We start from the raw sequence: 16,395 nt of genomic DNA, 5'->3' as shown, positions 1-16,395 counted from the left end.
CTCGGTGCCGGCCGGGAAGCCGGGCGTGCTTTCGTGAACCGATCGCACGGGCTCGTCCGATGAGGAGACGTGAGCGAAACGAGAAGCGACGGGGAGCTGCTGCGGGCCGTTGCCGCGGACGCCGACCGGCGGGCCTTCGAGGAGCTGTACCGGCGGTACGCGCCGTGGCTTCGTGCCCGGCTGCGCGGCCGGTGCGCCGACCTGGGCGTCGTCGACGACGTCGTCCAGGAGACGTTCCTCGCGGTGTGGCGCGGCAAGGCCCGCTACCGGGAGGAGGGCGATGTGGCCGGGTGGCTGTGGCGCATCGGGGCGCGGCGGCTGGTGGACGCGCTGCGGGGTGACGGGGCGCGCGGGCGGCTGCGGCAGGCGCTGGCGCGGCTCAGGCACCGGGACGAGGTGTCGGCGGAGGAGCGCGTGCTCGCGGGGGTGGAGCACGGGGACCTCGCCGGCGCGCTGGTCCGGCTGTCGCCGGAGCTGCGGGCGGTGTTGCAGGCGACCGTCATCGACGGGCTCTCGACCCGGGAGGCGGCCGTGCTGCTGGGGATACCGCCGGGGACGGTCAAGACGCGGGCGATGCGGGCCCGGAAGCAGTTGCGGGAGGCGTTGGCATGAGTTGGCATGTGCCCGAAGAGGATCTGCGCGCCTACGCGCGCGGCGAGCTGGCGGCACCGGCTCTGTGGTCCGCCGACGCGCACCTGGGCGCCTGTGCCGCGTGCCGGGGCGTGCTCGCCGAGATGAGCGATCCGGTCGCGCTCGACGCGGGATGGGAACGGCTCGACGCCGAGCTCGACGCCCCCCGGGCGGGGGTGCTGGAGTCGTTGCTGGTGCGGGTCGGGGTGGCCGGTCACACCGCGCGGCTGCTGGCGGCGGCGCCGGTGCTGCGGCGGTCGTGGCTGGGGGCCGTCGTCGTCGTGCTGCTGCTGAGTGTCGGGGCGGGGCATGCCCCGCACAGCGGGGAGTTCCCCACGCTGTTCCTCGCTCTCGCGCCGCTGCTGCCGCTGGCGGGGGTGGCGCTGTCGTACGGGCCCGCGCTGGATCCGACGTACGAGATGGCCGTCGTCGCGCCGATGCACGGGTTCCGGCTGCTGATGATCCGGACGGTGGCCGTGCTGGGCGTGGTGCTGGGGCTGAACGGGCTCGCGACACTCACGCTGCCCGCGTACGGGCTGCGTGCGCTGGCCTGGCTGCTGCCCGCGCTCGCGCTCACCTCGACCGGGCTGGCGCTGACCCCCCGGCTGGGGCCGGTGCTCGCGCCGTCCCTGGTCGGCGGGGCGTGGGTCGGGCTGCTGGTGCTGGCCGAGGCGCTGCGGGCAGGGCCCGAGGTGCCGCTCGCGCCGTTCACCGTCGCCGGGCAGGGCGTGGCGGCGCTGGTCGCCGCGCTCGCCGCCGGGCTGCTCTTCGTCTTCCGTGACCGCTTCGATCTCTTCCAGGGACGTGCCGTATGACTCCGACCGTGTCCGCCTCCGGGCTGAGCCTCCGCTACGGCGGCACCCGCGCCCTCGACGACGTGTCGCTGCGGCTGACCGGCGGCGTCACCGGGCTGCTCGGGCCCAACGGCGCCGGCAAGACCACGCTGCTGCGGGTGCTCGCCACGGCCCTGCCCGCCGACCGGGGCGCCTTCACCGTGCTCGGGCACGACCCGGGCACCGCGCGGGGCAGGCAGGAGGTGCGGCGCCGGCTGGGCTATCTGCCGCAGACGCCGGGGTTCCACCCGGACTTCACCGCCTTCGAGTTCGTCGACTACGTGGCGATCCTCAAGGAGATGACCGACCGGGCCGCCCGGCATCGCGAAGTGCGGCGGGTGCTCGACGAAGTGGGGCTCGCCGACGTGCGGGGCAAGCGGATCCGCAAGCTGTCCGGCGGCATGCGGCAGCGGGTCGCCCTGGGGGCGGCCCTGGTCGGGGACCCCGGCTTCCTGGTGCTGGACGAGCCCACCGTCGGGCTGGACCCCGAGCAGCGCATGCGGTTCCGGGAGCTGATCGCGGGGGCCGGGGAGGGGCGCACGGTGCTGCTGTCCACCCACCAGACGGAGGACGTGGCGATGCTCTGTCACCGGGTGCTCGTCATGGCCGGCGGCCGGGTCCGGTTCGAGGGCACTCCGGCCGAGCTGACGGCGCGGGCCGCCGGGCGGGTGTGGAGCAGTACGGAGCGCGATCCGGACGCCAAGGCGGGGTGGCGTACGGGGACCGGGGCCTTCAGGAACGTCGGGGATCCGCCGGACGGCGCCGAGCTGCTCGAACCCACCCTGGAGGACGGCTACCTGCTCGCCCTCGACGGCGACGCCGTGGAGGTGGCGGCATGACGACGGTGGTGGAGAGGCCGGTCGTGTCCGATGTACGGCCCGGGGCCTCGGGAGCGGCCGTGGCGGCCCTGGCGCTGTTCGAGACGCGCCGGCTGCTGACGAGGCTGCCGGTGGTCATCGCCTTCCTCGTGTACCTCGGCTGGACCGTGTGGCGCGGCGGGAAGGACTGGGACGGCTACCCGGCCCTCCAGGACGTCGACCGCGCCACCCAGAGTGCGCCGATGCTGGTCGGCCTCGCGGTCCTGCTGTCCGTCAACCTGGCCGCGCTGCGCTCGCGACGGCACGGGACGGAGCACCACTTCGCGGTGCTGGTCCTCCCGCCGTGGCGGCGTACGGTCGCCCACGCGCTGTCGGTCGTGGCAGCGGCCCTGCTCACCGCCGTGTGTGTGGCCGCGCAGTTCGGCCGGGAGGCGCTCAGGCCCGGGGCGATCGGGCACGGTTCGGTGGCCGAACTGCTCGTGGGGCCGCTGATCGTGTTGCTGTCCGGGCTGGTCGGACTGCTCATGGCCGGGTTGGTGAGGGCGGCGATCGCCGCGCCGCTGACGGTGGTGTTCTTCCTGTTCCTCTTGCTCTTCGGTACGGGCACGAGCGACGGCGACACCCGGTGGTTCATGCCGGTGGCCGTCGAGGCGACCGCCAGCACGCTGCCGTCCGACCTGATAGGCCGGCCCGCCGCCTGGCACGCGCTGTATCTGGCCGGGCTGGCGCTGTGCGCGGGCCTGGTGGCGGTGCTGGCCGCCGGTGGCCGCAAGCCGGTGGTGATGGCCGGGATCGCCGGAGCGGTGGCCATGACGCTGGTGGGCGGGGTCGCCCAGACGGGCGGTGACTCGCCCGAGCTGGTCAAGGCCCGCGAGCGGGCCACGGTGAACCCGGACGAGATGCACTCCTGCGTCCGGCGGGACGGATCGACGTACTGCGTGTTCCCCGAGTGGGGACCGCGGGTCGCGGACTGGGCGGGGGTCGTGGACCGGGTGCGGTCCCTGGCCGGTGGCAGCGCCCACGAGCAGAAGGTCGTCGTACGGCAGCGGATCGAGGCCCGTTACGGCCTCTCCGGCGATGGTGCGCTGACGCCCCTGGAGCGTCCGCACGAGGTGACCGTGGGCACCCGGTGGGGCGGAAACCGCGTCCCCGAGTTCTCGGCGGCCGTGGCCGGTGTGCTGGTCGCGGGCAACGAGAAGGCGTCGACCTCGATGTGCGACGGCCGCATGGTCACCGTCATGTGGCTGGCCCTGGGCTGGGAGTCCGACCCGGTGGCGGCCCTGCGCCGCGTCCGCCTCGACGACAGCGTGACCGGCTCGGCCCTGGTGCTCCAGCCGACGGACGGGATGTACATGACGGACGCCCAGACGGAGGTCCTGCGCGAGCTGCTGGACCGGCCCCGGGGTGAGGTCACCGCCCGCGTGAAGTCCCACTGGGCCGAACTGACCGAGCCGAAGGTGACGGCGGCCCGGGCGGCGCGGCTGCTGGGCGTGAAGGCACCCGAGGGGGACGACAAGTGCCTCGACTGAACGGGGAGTTGGTCGCCATGGCCGGCCGGACCCTGCCGTGGGGCGTGGTCGGCACGGCCGGCGGGGCGGGACTGCTGCTCGCCACGCTCACCCGGATCACCGGTGAGACGGGCGAGCGGCTCTCCCTGCACCTGCTGCGGGCCGCGGTCCTGGCCTTCGCGATGGGCCTGGTCTTCCTCCTGGACGACCCCGCCCGGCACACCACGGCCACCGTGCCGACCCCGCGCCCGGTCCGCGTCGCGCTGCGGGTGGCCCTCGTCGTCCCCGCCACGGCGGCCTGGTGGACCGCGGCACTGCTGCTCGTGCCGCCGGAGCTACGGCCGCCGGTCGCCGACATCACGCTGGAGGCCGGGGCGGCGTTCGCCCTGGCGGTGGCCGGTGCGGCGGTCGCGGTGCGCTGCACCGAGGCCACGCGGCCCGGACCGCGGGTCGCGGCCGGCCTGCTGACCTCGGCGGTACTGGCCGTGCTGTTCTGGCCGGGGCGGTGGGCGCTGTTCGTGCCGGTGGAGGATGAGCGGTGGGCGGCGGCGCACGACCGGTGGGCGGTGGTGCTGGCCGGGGCTGTACTGGTGGGGGTGCTGGGGGTGGTGGAGCCGTTGCGGCGGTGGTCGTGGCGGGTGGTGCCGGGCCGTCGCGGTGCCGGGTGGCGAGATCTGCGCCGGGCTGGTTGATCCGCTCGCGGTTCAGGAACCTAGGGTGACGGCGTGGACCTCAAAGCCGTACGGGCCTTCGTCGCGATCGCCGACGCCGGGCAGTTCCAGAAGGCCGCCGTCGACCTGTCGCTCACCCAGCAGGCGGTCTCCAAGCGGATCGCCGCGCTGGAGAAGGACCTGGGGGTGCGGCTCCTGGTGCGAACGCCGCGTGGCGCGGAACTCACCATCGACGGGCAGGTCCTCCTGTCGCACGCCCGGGCCCTGCTCCAGGCGGAGGAGCGGGCGGTGGCAGCTGTGCGCCCCGGGGAACGCGCGCTGCGGGTGGACGTCGTGGGGCGGCGGGCGGCCCCGGCCGGACTGGTACGGGACTTCCACCGGGCGCATCCCGATATCGCCCTGGACGTCGTCACGCTCTTCGACGCGAATACGGCGGTGACCGCCGTGCGGGACGGGGCCGTCGACGCCACGTTCCGTGCCGTCACCATGCCCGGGCGCCGGCTCCCCGACGGCATCGAGGCCGTCCCCGTCCTGGACGAGCCGCTGCGCCTGTGCGTCGGCCCCGACCACGAGTTCTTCCGAGCCGCCTCGGTGACACCCGCGCAACTGGCCGGACACCGGATCTGGATGCCGGGCAACGTGCCCGGCACGGAGTGGTCCGCCTACTACGACGAACTCGCCGAGACCTTCGGCCCGTCCATCGACACGATCGGCCCCAACTTCGGCATCGAGGCCCTCCTCGACACCATCGCCGGTTCCTCGACCCTGGCGACCTTCCTCAGTGAACGCACCCCACTGGTCTGGCCGGCCGACCACGACCTGCGCCTCGTCCCCCTGCGCGACCCGACCCCGGTCTACCCGCACTCCCTCCTCTGGCGCACGGACAATCCGCATCCCGGCCTGGAAGCACTCCGCGACCACCTGCTGGCGACGCGCCCCCGGTTGACCGAGGGGGAGGTCTGGAAACCGGCGTGGGCGGTTACTTGGTGACGTACGTCAGGAACGACGCCCAGGGGCTCGCGCCGAACACGAGTATCGGGCCGTCCGGCTGCTTGCTGTCGCGGACGGGGACTGTGCCGGGGTGGTTGTCGGCGACTTCGAGGCAGTTCGTGCCACCCCCGTCGCTGTAGGACGACTTGCGCCACAACGACGCGCTGGCGTCCCTGGCCGAGTGGGTCTTTCCGGCAGCGTTCCTGTCGTTCGCTACCCGAGTCATACGCGCGTGGGGCTTTCGTCCTTGACGCCAGCCAAGAACGACGTCCAAGGGCTCGCGCCGAACACGAGTATCGGGCCGTCCGACTGCTTGCTGTCGCGGACGGGGACTATGCCGGGGTGGTTGTCGGCGACCTCCAGGCAGTTGGTCTGCCCCCCATCGCTGTAGGACGACTTGCGCCACACGACGGTGCCGAGATCGAGGGTTCGGTTCATGATCTGCACTCCTCCAAGAGACGCTTGATGAACGCCCTCGACTCCTCCGGAGTCAGCGCCGCGTCCCTGACGAGATCGTAGGACCAGCGGAAGGACAAGACCTTGTCTGGGTCGTCGATCAACTCGCCGAAGCTGTTGCCTTCGACATAGGCAACGGGATCGCCGACGCGTTGCCACAACAGTGTGAGGTGGCTGTTCATGAGGTCGTGCACGCCTGCTGTGTAGGGCAGAACCTGAAGTGCGACCGACGGCAACTCGGCCGCGTCCAACAGGCGCGACAGTTGGTCAGCCCACACCTTCCCGTCGGGCACAGGCCGTCGAAGCGCTCCCTCGTCCAGGATCACGCGAATGCTGGGCGCCGGTTCGCGGTACAGCAGTTCCTGCCGTCCCGTGCGCAAGGCCACCTGTTCCTCGATCTCCTCGCTGTTGCCAGCCGTTGTCTGGGCTCTGGACAACCCTGACAACACCGTGCGGGCATAGTCCTCGGTCTGCAACAGTCCAGGCACCGCCAGCTGGAACATCCACATGACGCGAGCCGTCGCCTCAAGCTCCATGAACGCCTTGTACTTGTCCTTGATGACCTCCTTGCGCGCGTCCCGCCACAGGCGAACCAGCAGGTCACCGGACTCGTAGTAGCTGTCCAGGTCCTCCATGACCGCCCGCTTGGACAGGCGCTCCCCCTTCTCCAGACGGAAGAGGTAGCTCTTGTCGTACGCCGTCTCCGCCGACAACTGCGCGAGTGTCTTGCCTGCCTTCTCCCGCAGGAACCGCAGCGTCCGTCCGAGCTCGGCGCGCCTCGACTCGCGCTCCCCGTCAACGAAATCGCCCATGTCACCCCTCGCCGTTGCCTGGCGCTCAGGCAACGCCAGCCCTCTTCCAGAGCGTACGCGCGACCAGTGACCATCAAGGCACGAACGGTAATCACCGCTCGTCAGACCCCTCCCGCCTGCCCTGAGAAGGGACACCCCGTGCGCCTGCGTATCGCCGAACTCTGCGAGTCGGTCCTGCTCCTCCTCGTGCGGATCCTGCTGCCCGCCCGGGGGCGTCACCGGGCGGCGCCGGCTCAAGGGGCGTGGACCATCCCTCACCCCCCGCCGACATCCCCACCCCGACCCCTCGTTGTGGAAGAGCCCCTGATGATGGACACCCCACTGGTACGGCCGTACCTCCACACCGTGGAGGTCTTCGCATGAGGCTGCTCCCCTGGGCCGGCGCCGACGGCAAGCCCTGTTACCTCTCCACCGACGACCCGGGCAGCCTCCTCTCGCGGCTCGCCGACGACGTAGAGGCCGCTCAACTCGCCTCCGCCGAGCAGGTGCTCGCGGGCGCCAAGGCCGTACTCGGGGACTCCGAGGCCGGTGAACGCGCCGTGCGTTTCGCACTGACGAGGGCGGTGGAGTCCCTGGGAGACGTGTTACGTGTCGCGGTCAGTCGTAGCCGTGGGGGCGACACCCGATAAAACGGCATATGAAACCCGGCCAGCTGTCAATGTCCTGTCATACTCACCAGTAGCGCGAACTCCTGCACCCGTTCTGGCATCTTCACCGCCGTAACAGACCCCCACAGGAGTGAGCGACCCCCATGCGTCTCATTCGTAAGCCAACTCTCAGAAAATACGGCGTCGTTGCCGCTTCCACCGCCCTCGCCGTGTCCGGTCTCCTGGCCGGCGCGGGCACCGCGACGGCCGGGCCCGCCGGGGCGACCAACATCCGGGGCGTCGACCCCGGTGACACCGACCGGATGATCGAGCGGCTCTGCAACCAGGAGGCGAGCCTGACGGGCGTCTCCGGCGCCCTCAACGTCGAGACCGGTGAGTTCAAGACCCAGGACGAATACCTGCGGGACGTCTTCGGGCTGTGGAAGCCCGCCGGGCCGTGGGAGCTGTTCCGCGGCTGGTGCGGGTACGCCGAGGCCTCGACCTGGTCCATCAAGGGCGACACCGTCCGCACGTCCCGGTGGATCGGCAACAAGGGCTCCGCCGACGACAAGGAGACCTTCGTCAGCAGCTACAGCACCAAGACGTTCGCCAAGAAGAGCGTCGGCGGGACCATCAGCCTCTCCCTCGCCAAGAGCATCTTCTCCGGCACCGTCGGCGGCAGTGCCGGCTACGAGTGGGGCTGGGAGAAGGAGGCCAAGTTCGAGACCCGGAGTGAAAAGACCATTCCGCCCTGCCGGCAGGTCGCGGTCACCTGGACGCCGTACCAGCGCGTGGTGCGCGTGAACCCCGTCTTCCACGTCGAGGACTACGAGTGGAACAAGGGCGACGGCGACCGCACCGCGCACAGCTGGCGTGACCGGGGATACCGGACCATCTACTCCCACGGGTACTACATCGACGGCATCTCCGACAAGCTCCTCCCCAACGGCCAGCCCGACGGCCGCGAGGACAAGATCGAGGAGAAGCTCGACCCCAAGTCCTGTGTGAAGTAAGGAACATACGCAAGGCACGGCAACCTTTCCGTGCGGGGCGGCGACCCATCCCCGGATCATCCCCCCCCGCACGGAACGGATTCGCCGCATGAGTGAGCCGCACAGCAAGCCCCGGCACCGCAGAAGCCGCACGGCCCTGGCGGTCGGGGTGCCGCTGGCCCTGACCGCCGCCGGCACCCTCGCCTACGGCACCGACCTCGGCGTCCTCGGCTCCACCGCCCAGCAGGCCTCCGCCGCCGCCCCGGCCTGGGCCGCCGACACCGCCGACGGGTTCGCCTCCGTCAACTCCCTCGGCCAGAACGGGACGTACGGCGGCCGGGACGGCAAGACCGTCACCGTGAAGACGCAGGCCGAGCTGGAGAAGTACGCCACGGCCACCGAGCCGTACGTCATCGTCGTCGCCGGCACGATCACCATGAACCCGGTCGGCAAAGAGATCAAGGTGCAGTCCGACAAGACCATCGTCGGGTCCGGGACCTCCGGGCACATCGTCGGCGGTGGGTTCTTCCTCGGCCAGGGCGTGCACAACGTGATCATCCGGAACCTGACCATCCGGGACTCGTACCAAGGCGTCTGGAACGACAAGGACCATGACTTCGACGCGATCCAGATGGACGGCGCGCATCACGTCTGGATCGATCACAACGATCTGCGGCACATGGCCGACGGGCTCATCGACGTCCGCAAGGACAGCACGAACGTCACCGTCTCCTGGAACAAGCTGAGCGACAACAACAAGACCTTCGGCATCGGCTGGACCGAGAACGTCAAGACGGACATCACGATCCACCACAACTGGATCCGCGAGACCGAGCAGCGCAACCCGTCCACCGACAACGCCGCCCACGCCCACCTCTACAACAACTTCCTGGAGGACGCCCCGGGCACCGACATCAAGTCGTCGTACGGCAACTACTCGCGCGGCGCGACCAAGATGGTCCTGGAGAACTCCCTCTTCCAGGGCATCAAGAACCCCGTCATCAAGGACAGCGGCGCCGCCATCGTCCAGCGCGGGAACTCCTTCTCCGGCACCAGCGGTCGCAACGAGAGCGGCGGGACCGCCTTCGACCCGAAGGCCTACTACCCCTACACCCTCGACAAGGCCGCCGACCTGCCGTCGATCCTCAAGTCCGGTGCCGGGCCCCGCGCTTCCATCGGCAGGACCGCCGCCTCCACCAAGGCCGCCGCCGCGACCACCCTCACCGTGGCCAAGGACGGCAGCGGGCAGTACACGACCGTGCAGGCCGCCGTGAACGCCGTACCGGCGAACAATCCGTCGCGGGTCGTGATCGCCGTGAAGCCGGGGACGTACCGCGAGACGGTCAAGGTGCCGTCCAACAAGCCGCACGTCACCATCCGGGGTACCGGCAGCAGCCGCAAGGACACGACGATCGTCTACAACAACGCCTCCGGCACGCCCAAGCCCGGCGGCGGCACGTACGGCACGGGCGGCAGCGCCACCGTCGCCGTCGAGGCCGACGACTTCCAGGCCCGGAACCTGACCATCTCCAACGACTTCGACGAGGCGAAGAACCAGAGCCTGAACGGCCACCAGGCCGTCGCCCTGCGGACCGCCGCCGACAAGGTGTTCCTGGACGGGATCATCGTCAGCGGCGACCAGGACACTCTGCTGCTCGACACCGCCGCGAAGGACCGGCTGGGCCGGGTCTACGTCAGCAACTCCTACGTCATCGGCAACGTCGACTTCATCTTCGGGCGGGCCACGGCCGTCGTCGACAAGTCCGTCATCACGCTGAAGAAGCGCTGGAACGGCACCTCGGCCGGGTACATCACCGCCCCGAGCACCGCCGCGAACCGCAAGGGCATCCTGATCGCCAACTCCACGGTGAACGGGGACGTCTCCGCCGGGAGCTTCTACCTCGGCCGGCCCTGGCACGCGGGCGGGGACGCCTCCCTCGATCCGCAGACCACGGTGCGCAACACCGACCTCAGCGCCGCGATCAAGTCCACGCCGTGGACCGACATGAGCGGCTTCTCGTGGAAGGACGACCGCTTCGCCGAGTACAAGAACCGCGGTGCGGGCGCGGGTGCGCAGAGCACCAACCGTCCTCACCTGACGGACGCGCAGGCCGCGAACCAGGAGGTCGCGGACTGGCTCGCGGGCTGGACGCCTTCGGCGTCCTGACGGCTCCCTTCCGGGTCCGGCTGACCAGCGGCGCCGGACCCGGAGGGGCCACCATGGACTCCGTGGGGACGTTTACCGCTTCCAGGCCCAGTGCAGCCGGTCCAGGCCGCTCTGGTTGTTCACCGTCAGGCTGAGGTCGGTGCCCGTGCCCTGGAGCGTGGTGAGGGAGTAGGTGTCGCCGTTGCGCAGGCCGGGCCAGTAGACCGAACCCAGGCCCAGGTCGCGGATGATGTCGGTCGCGGCCTGGATGTAGGCGACCTCGTTGGAGCCGTTGACCGGGCCGTTGTAGTCGAGGCCGGTCGTCATGGAAGCGCCGAACTCGTCGAGGATCGTGCGCGAGGCGCAGGCGCCGATGCGCTGCTTGAAGTCGGCCTTCCACTGGTCGACGCTGGTCCAGTCGGTGTGCCAGAAGCCGTAGTTGTGCAGGGCGATCCGGGTGCCCTTGAGGCGCGGGTCGGCGCACACCGGCTTGACGTCCTCGCTGTACTTGTACCCGCCGATCAGCATCCGGTCGCGGGGCACGTTGCGGTGGGTGGTCACCCACTTCGCGGCGATGTCGGTCCACTCCTGGGCGGTGTAGCCGAACGGCTCGTTCATCGGCTCGAAGTACACCTTGGAGTTGCGGGCGTAGGCGGAGGTGATCCGCGCCCACATCTGGTCCCAGGAGGCCTGGTTGTCGATCTTGCCGTCCTTGGCGTTGTCGGCCTCCCAGTAACCCAGGATGACCTTGAAGCCCTTGGCGGTGGCGGCGTCGATCGCACCCCGGTACGACTTCCAGAACGGGCCGTTCACGGAGGTCGGGTTGACCGGGAGGCGGACGGTGTTGGCGCCCAGCTCGGAGAACCCGCCGATGATCGCCCTGGATTTGGCGTAGGTCGTGGCGTAGCCGTCGGAGGTGGACAGGCCCGAGGGCACGACCGCGTCGTCGGCGTAGTTGTCCCGCGGGTCGGCCCAGTTGACGCCCTTGAAGTCGCTGACGGGCGGCGGGGCGGTGGGGGAGGCGGCTGCGGGGGAGGCGAGGGCCCCGCCGAATGCCGTGACGCAGGCGAGCAGCGCCCCCAGACCGGCTGTCCCCCGATGAGTGTTTCGTGACACGACGTCCCCTTCCGAGCAGTTGCGTCCGCGGAACTCGCGTACAGATCGGCGGCTCGTTGGCTCCCGCAAACTAGAAGAGGGCTCGAACAGAAGTCAACACATCTGCACACCAAATCTCATCAGGAACGCAGGTTGCTTGCTCGCGGGGCTACGAACCCACCGTCAGTCCCGAGCCCGACAGCCGCACCCGGATGCCGTCCTCCTCCACCCGTACGTCGTCCAGCCGTACGTCCCCCTGCTCCGGCTTCGGCAGTTCGAACGCCAGGGACAGCCGGTCGGCCAGGACCGGGCGGGTCAGGCCGGACAGTTCGTCGAGGAGGTCGGGGTCGAGGCCGAGGCGGCGGAGCACCTCGGGGTTGTCCAGGGCCAGGTCGATGAGGTTGAGGCGTTCGGCCTGGCGGGCGAACTTCGGGGAGCCGGTCAGCTCGGTGAGCTTGCCGTCGTCGGCCAGGGCCTCGCGTACCGTCGCCTCGGGCACGCCCATCCGCTGCACGATCGCCGGGACCGAGAGCAGCGCCTTGGCCTTGCGGGTCTCCCGTGCGAGGTCGGCGGTCCCCTTGGGTGTCAGGTGCAGGCCCTCCGAGGGGCGGGTGCCGGGGCGGTAGGTGGCCAGGTCCCCGATGTCGAGCCGCATCCCGCCGATCTCCGTGGTGATGCCCCGCTCGCCCTGCCGCTGGATCCGGGCCTCGGCGCGCAGCCGCAGGTCGTGTCCGGCGACGGGCAGGGTGCCGCGGGCCCGGACGCGGTCGCGGCCCTCGCCGGTGAACCTCACCTGGGAGGCGCCCAGTTCGCGGTTGAGGTCCTCGAAGGACAGCAGGACGTCCCCGTCGAACCGGGGGACGTGGGCGCCGCGCACGGACGTGAGGCCGTCGGCGTCCAGCCGGATGTCGTGCGCCGTGGCCGACACCTTCGCCAGTGAGACCCGGTCCGCGGCGACGTCCGGGACGGTCACCTTCACCGATTCCAGCCTCTTCTCGGCGAGTTGGGTGAGGAAGGGAAACCCGCCGATCTCCACCTCGGGCGCCGCCGCGAGGTCGAGCCGGTCCTTGAGCGTGTCGGCGGCCCGGTGCTCGGCGTACAGCAGGGCCCAGCGGTCGGCGAGGGCGACGAAGGCGGTGAGCGCGACCAGCCCGACCACCGCCTTCATCGCGAGCGGCAGTCCGGCGAAACGGTTCTTCCGACGCCGGCCGCCACGGCGGTGACCGGGCGGAGACCACTCCGGTTCCTGCTCGTCCCGCCGCACGGCGCCCTCGCCGAGGAAGTCCTCCAGAGGGGTCTCCTCCAGCGGGCCGTCGTCGAGTGCGCCGAGTTCCTCGTAGGGGTTGCGGGGCTGCTCGGAGGGGTCGTGGGGAAGGTGGTGCGGGTCCATGCGGTGGGGGGTGAGCATCGTCTCATCCGACCATGCGCACCGCCCCTGACCGCAACTTGAATCCCGTGTATGCGATTTAGTTCACGTGCGTTGGCGATGTCGCCGGAGAGGAAGCCGATCGCGCGGTTGCCGAAGCCTAGGGTCAATGCGCGTGGCGCGACCGAGTTTCGTGGTTACATCCCGCTTGCTCTTGCCGCCGATTTACCGGCGGTCCCCCGTACCCTCGTACGCATGACCAGCGACGACACCGCACGGCCCGGCCGGAACCGCTCGATCGACACATATGCCGCGCTCTCCGCGGAGCAGACCGAGGCCGTCCTCGGACTGCTCGCCGAGGCCGCCCTCGCCGACGGGCAGCAGGCGGTCTCCGAGCAGGGCCGGTTGCAGTTGCGCGGTGGCGAACGCGAGGGCGTCGCCCATCTGCTGCTCAGCGTCGACGGCGAACTCGTCGGGTACGCCCAACTGGAGGACACCGACCCGGTGGAGCCGCCGGCCGCCGAGCTGGTCGTGCACCCCGGGCACCGGGGCCAGGGGAACGGGCGGGCGCTGGGCTCCGCGCTGCTGGCCGTGTCCGGCAAGCGGCTGCGGGTGTGGGCGCACGGCGGCCACTCCGCCGCCCGGCACCTCGCGCAGGTCCTCGGCCTGACCCTGTTCCGCGAACTGCGCCAGATGCGCCGCCCCTTGACCGGCTTCGACGCGCCCGAGCCGGTCCTCCCCGAGGGCGTCACCGTCCGCACCTTCGTCCCCGGCCAGGACGACGCGGCCTGGCTCGCCGTCAACGCCGCCGCCTTCGCCCACCACCCCGAGCAGGGCTCACTCACCCAGCGGGACCTCGACGACCGCAAGGCCGAGCCGTGGTTCGATCCCGCGGGGTTCTTCCTCGCCTTCCGCGGCGACGAACTCATCGGCTTCCACTGGACAAAGATCCACGCCGAGGAGGGCCTGGGCGAGGTGTACGTCCTCGGCGTCGCCCCCGGCGCCCAGGGCGGCGGCCTCGGCAAGTCCCTCACGACGATCGGCCTGCGGCACCTGGCGGACCAGGGGGTGCCGACCGCGATGCTGTACGTCGACGCCGACAACAAGGCGGCGGTGTCGGTGTACGAGCGGCTGGGGTTCGTCACGCACGAGGTGGATCTGATGTACCGGACGGAGACGTGACGGCGCTGACGTCGGTGGAGCCGACGGCGTACGTCAAGCGCCATCTGGAGGAGTGAGGAGCAGGGACCGGTACGTCACGAAGCAGGAGGATCCTCCGGCGGAGGCACCGCCGCCCCCGGCAGTCGTATCGTCGCCACCGTGCCGCCGCCCTCGGCGTGGGACAGCGACACCTCGCCGCCGGCCTGCTGCACCGTGCGAGCCACGATGGACAGGCCGAGGCCCGAGCCGGGTAGCGCTCGTGCGCTCGGGGAGCGCCAGAAGCGGTCGAAGACGTGGGGGAGTTCGTCGGCGGGGATGCCCGGGCCGTGGTCGCGGACCGTCAGGACGCCCCCGGACAGGCGCACCTCGATCCTGCTGCCCTCCGGGCTGAACTTCACCGCGTTGTCGAGGATGTTGACCACCGCCCGCTCCAGCGCGGACGGCTCCGCGCGGACGAACCACGGCTGTACGTCCGCCGTGATCGTCAGCTCCGGGCCTCGCAGCCGCGCCCGCCGCAGCGCCGAGTCGACGGTGTCGTGCCAGGCGACGATCTGCGTCCGGCCGGAGTGCTGGCCGGTGTCCGGGCGGGACAGTTCCTGCAGGTCGCCGATGAGTGCGGCCAGTTCCGTCATCTGTGCCTTCACCGACGCGAGCAGTGCCTTGCGGTCGGCCTCGGGGATGGGGCGGCCCGTTTCCTCGCTGCGGGTGAGGAGCTCGATGTTGGTGCGGAGAGAGGTGAGCGGTGTGCGGAGTTCGTGACCGGCGTCCGCGATGAGCTGTTGCTGGAGCTCACGGGAGCTGGCCAGGGCTGACGTCATGGAGTTGAAGGAGCGGGAGAGGCGGGCCACTTCGTCCTCGTCGGCGTCGTCCACAGGGATGCGGACGTCCAGATCCTCCGTGCGGGCCACGTGCTCGACGGCCTCCGTGAGTTTGTCGACCGGGCGCAGGCCCGCCCGGGCCACCATGAGCCCGGCAGCCCCGGCGCCCATCACTCCGACGCCCGACACCAGCAGCAGGATCAGCGCCAGTTCGTTGAGCGTGGACTCCGTGCCCTTGAGAGGAACGGCGATGACCAGCGCGTAGTCGGCGGCCACGCCCTGCTGGAACGGCCCGTCCTTCACGATGACCGCCGTGGTCAGTACGCGCACCGAGTTGCCGTCGCTGTCGGTGCCGTTGCGCAGCCTGGCCGTCCTGGGATCGGGCTCCTTCGCGACAGCCTTGTCGCCGCTCGTGACCTTCACCTGAGGCATCAGACTGCTGAACAGGCAGACCTTGCCGTCGACCCTGACCACCTGCGCGTAGGTCTGCGGCCGGGGAGCCCCGCCGAGCGTGTTCGAAGGCTTCTGCGGACACGTCTTCGTCAGTGCGTCGAAATCCTCGGCCGCGATGGTCCGGAACGATGACCTCAGGTCACCGTCCACCTGGTCGTACAACTTCCCCTGCACGATGAACCAGCACGTCACCGAAACCGCCGCCACCGCGAACGCCACCGCCGCCGCCACCAGCAGCGCCAGCCGGGACCGGATCGGCAGGGAGCGGAAACGGCGTACGACCTTGTTCACTCCGCGCCGCCCTGCCGCAGCACGTAGCCCACACCGCGCACCGTGTGGACGAGGCGCGGCTCGCCACCGGCCTCGGTCTTGCGGCGCAGGTACATGACGTAGACGTCGAGGGAGTTCGACGACGGCTCGAAGTCGAAGCCCCAGACCGCCTTCAGGATCTGCTCCCGCGTGAGGACCTGGCGCGGGTGCGCCATGAACATCTCCAGCAGCGTGAACTCCGTGCGGGTCAGCTCCACATGGCGGCCGCCCCGGGAGACCTCGCGCGTCGCGAGGTCCATGCGCAGGTCGGCGAAGGCGAGGACGTCCTCGTCGTCCGGAGAGCCCGCGCCGACGGCCGCCGCGTAGGAGCTGCGGCGCAGCAGGGCGCGGATGCGGGCGAAGAGTTCGTCCAGTTCGAAGGGCTTGACCAGGTAGTCGTCGGCGCCCGCGTCGAGTCCCGTCACCCGGTCGCCGACCGTGTCGCGGGCCGTGAGCATGAGGATCGGGGTCGTGTCGCCGGTGCCGCGGATGCGGCGCGCCGCCGTCAGGCCGTCCATGCGGGGCATCTGGATGTCGAGGACGATCAGGTCGGGGCGGTACGCCGCGGCCTTCTCCAGCGCGTCCGCGCCGTCCACGGCGACCTCGGTCTCGTACCCCTCGAAGGCGAGGCTGCGCTGGAGCGCTTCGCGTACCGCCGGCTCGTCGTCGACGATCAGGATGCGCTGGGAGTCACGGTCGCCGTCTGCGGGGCTCATGGGTCGGGGTCCTCGGGTGTGGTGTGTGGTGGGG

General features: G+C 70.9%; 17 protein-coding genes. 10 read left to right on the top strand and 7 right to left on the bottom strand.

Annotated elements, in window-relative coordinates:
• Positions 1-69 precede the first annotated feature (69 nt).
• Genes HDA41_RS18655 through HDA41_RS18630 form a run of 6 tightly spaced genes read left to right on the top strand, consistent with a single transcriptional unit; the run spans position 70 to position 5,450 of the window.
• The gene (locus tag HDA41_RS18655) at positions 70-612 is read left to right on the top strand and encodes an RNA polymerase sigma factor (RefSeq protein WP_184985380.1); all 543 of its coding nucleotides are present in this window, start codon (positions 70-72) and stop codon (positions 610-612) included.
• Positions 609-1,445: a cupin domain-containing protein gene (locus tag HDA41_RS18650; protein ID WP_184985378.1), complete on the top strand. Its 837-nt coding sequence runs from the start codon at positions 609-611 to the stop codon at positions 1,443-1,445. The genes HDA41_RS18655 and HDA41_RS18650 overlap by 4 nt, the downstream gene beginning before the upstream one ends.
• The gene (locus HDA41_RS18645; RefSeq protein ID WP_184985376.1) at positions 1,442-2,302 is read left to right on the top strand and encodes an ABC transporter ATP-binding protein; all 861 of its coding nucleotides are present in this window, start codon (positions 1,442-1,444) and stop codon (positions 2,300-2,302) included. Before HDA41_RS18650 ends, HDA41_RS18645 begins: the two co-directional genes overlap by 4 nt.
• Entirely contained in the window at positions 2,299-3,810 is a 1,512-nt protein-coding gene (locus HDA41_RS18640) for an ABC transporter permease (RefSeq protein ID WP_184985374.1), read from the top strand. The genes HDA41_RS18645 and HDA41_RS18640 overlap by 4 nt, the downstream gene beginning before the upstream one ends.
• Complete coding sequence (locus HDA41_RS18635) at positions 3,798-4,481, top strand: ABC transporter (protein ID WP_376706797.1); 684 nt, start codon at positions 3,798-3,800, stop codon at positions 4,479-4,481. The genes HDA41_RS18640 and HDA41_RS18635 overlap by 13 nt, the downstream gene beginning before the upstream one ends.
• Before the next feature lie 33 nt (positions 4,482-4,514).
• Positions 4,515-5,450 carry a LysR family transcriptional regulator gene (locus tag HDA41_RS18630; protein ID WP_184985372.1) on the top strand — a complete coding sequence of 312 codons (936 nt, stop codon included), beginning with the start codon at positions 4,515-4,517 and terminating at the stop codon, positions 5,448-5,450.
• Here HDA41_RS18630 and HDA41_RS18625 read toward each other — a convergent pair.
• The 3 genes from HDA41_RS18625 to HDA41_RS18615 are packed head-to-tail and all read right to left on the bottom strand — an operon-like array spanning position 5,440 to position 6,718.
• Positions 5,440-5,676, bottom strand: coding sequence for a DUF397 domain-containing protein (locus HDA41_RS18625; RefSeq protein WP_184985370.1), 237 nt, complete (start codon positions 5,674-5,676; stop codon positions 5,440-5,442). The two genes, HDA41_RS18630 and HDA41_RS18625, sit on opposite strands and share 11 nt — an antisense overlap.
• On the bottom strand, positions 5,673-5,888 hold the full coding sequence (locus tag HDA41_RS18620; RefSeq protein ID WP_059418739.1) for a DUF397 domain-containing protein: 216 nt from the start codon (positions 5,886-5,888) through the stop codon (positions 5,673-5,675). The genes HDA41_RS18625 and HDA41_RS18620 overlap by 4 nt, the downstream gene beginning before the upstream one ends.
• On the bottom strand, positions 5,885-6,718 hold the full coding sequence (locus HDA41_RS18615; protein WP_184985368.1) for a helix-turn-helix domain-containing protein: 834 nt from the start codon (positions 6,716-6,718) through the stop codon (positions 5,885-5,887). The genes HDA41_RS18620 and HDA41_RS18615 overlap by 4 nt, the downstream gene beginning before the upstream one ends.
• 359 nt (positions 6,719-7,077) lie before the next feature.
• Between HDA41_RS18615 and HDA41_RS18610 the strand changes: the two genes are divergently transcribed.
• The 3 genes from HDA41_RS18610 to HDA41_RS18600 all read left to right on the top strand — a co-directional run bounded on the left by HDA41_RS18610 (position 7,078) and on the right by HDA41_RS18600 (position 10,464).
• A complete protein-coding gene (locus HDA41_RS18610; protein WP_184985366.1) occupies positions 7,078-7,347 on the top strand; it encodes a hypothetical protein in 270 nt (89 codons plus the stop codon).
• Between the two features lie 122 nt (positions 7,348-7,469).
• Positions 7,470-8,318, top strand: coding sequence for a hypothetical protein (locus tag HDA41_RS18605; protein WP_184985364.1), 849 nt, complete (start codon positions 7,470-7,472; stop codon positions 8,316-8,318).
• Positions 8,319-8,406: 88 nt separating this feature from the next.
• Complete coding sequence (locus HDA41_RS18600; protein ID WP_184985362.1) at positions 8,407-10,464, top strand: pectinesterase family protein; 2,058 nt, start codon at positions 8,407-8,409, stop codon at positions 10,462-10,464.
• 72 nt (positions 10,465-10,536) lie between these two features.
• On the opposite strand, the gene HDA41_RS18595 is transcribed toward HDA41_RS18600, so the two are convergent.
• On the bottom strand, positions 10,537-11,559 hold the full coding sequence (locus HDA41_RS18595) for a glycoside hydrolase family 5 protein (protein WP_184985359.1): 1,023 nt from the start codon (positions 11,557-11,559) through the stop codon (positions 10,537-10,539).
• A gap of 148 nt (positions 11,560-11,707) precedes the next feature.
• Positions 11,708-12,946, bottom strand: coding sequence for an LmeA family phospholipid-binding protein (locus HDA41_RS18590; protein ID WP_184985357.1), 1,239 nt, complete (start codon positions 12,944-12,946; stop codon positions 11,708-11,710).
• A gap of 213 nt (positions 12,947-13,159) precedes the next feature.
• Between HDA41_RS18590 and mshD the strand changes: the two genes are divergently transcribed.
• Positions 13,160-14,086: a mycothiol synthase gene (mshD, locus tag HDA41_RS18585; RefSeq protein WP_184985355.1), complete on the top strand. Its 927-nt coding sequence runs from the start codon at positions 13,160-13,162 to the stop codon at positions 14,084-14,086.
• Positions 14,087-14,160: 74 nt separating this feature from the next.
• Here the strand turns inward: mshD and HDA41_RS18580 are convergent, their stop codons facing one another.
• Together HDA41_RS18580 and HDA41_RS18575 are read right to left on the bottom strand one after the other, a co-directional pair.
• Positions 14,161-15,627: a sensor histidine kinase gene (locus HDA41_RS18580; protein ID WP_184985353.1), complete on the bottom strand. Its 1,467-nt coding sequence runs from the start codon at positions 15,625-15,627 to the stop codon at positions 14,161-14,163.
• Entirely contained in the window at positions 15,624-16,361 is a 738-nt protein-coding gene (locus tag HDA41_RS18575; protein ID WP_184985351.1) for a response regulator transcription factor, read from the bottom strand. Before HDA41_RS18575 ends, HDA41_RS18580 begins: the two co-directional genes overlap by 4 nt.
• Positions 16,362-16,395: the final 34 nt, after the last annotated feature.

The organism is Streptomyces caelestis (assembly GCF_014205255.1).
In the GTDB taxonomy this organism is placed as follows: domain Bacteria; phylum Actinomycetota; class Actinomycetes; order Streptomycetales; family Streptomycetaceae; genus Streptomyces; species Streptomyces caelestis.
The sequence above is the reverse complement of the archived record's forward strand: the minus strand, read 5'-3'. Positions and strand labels throughout refer to the sequence as shown.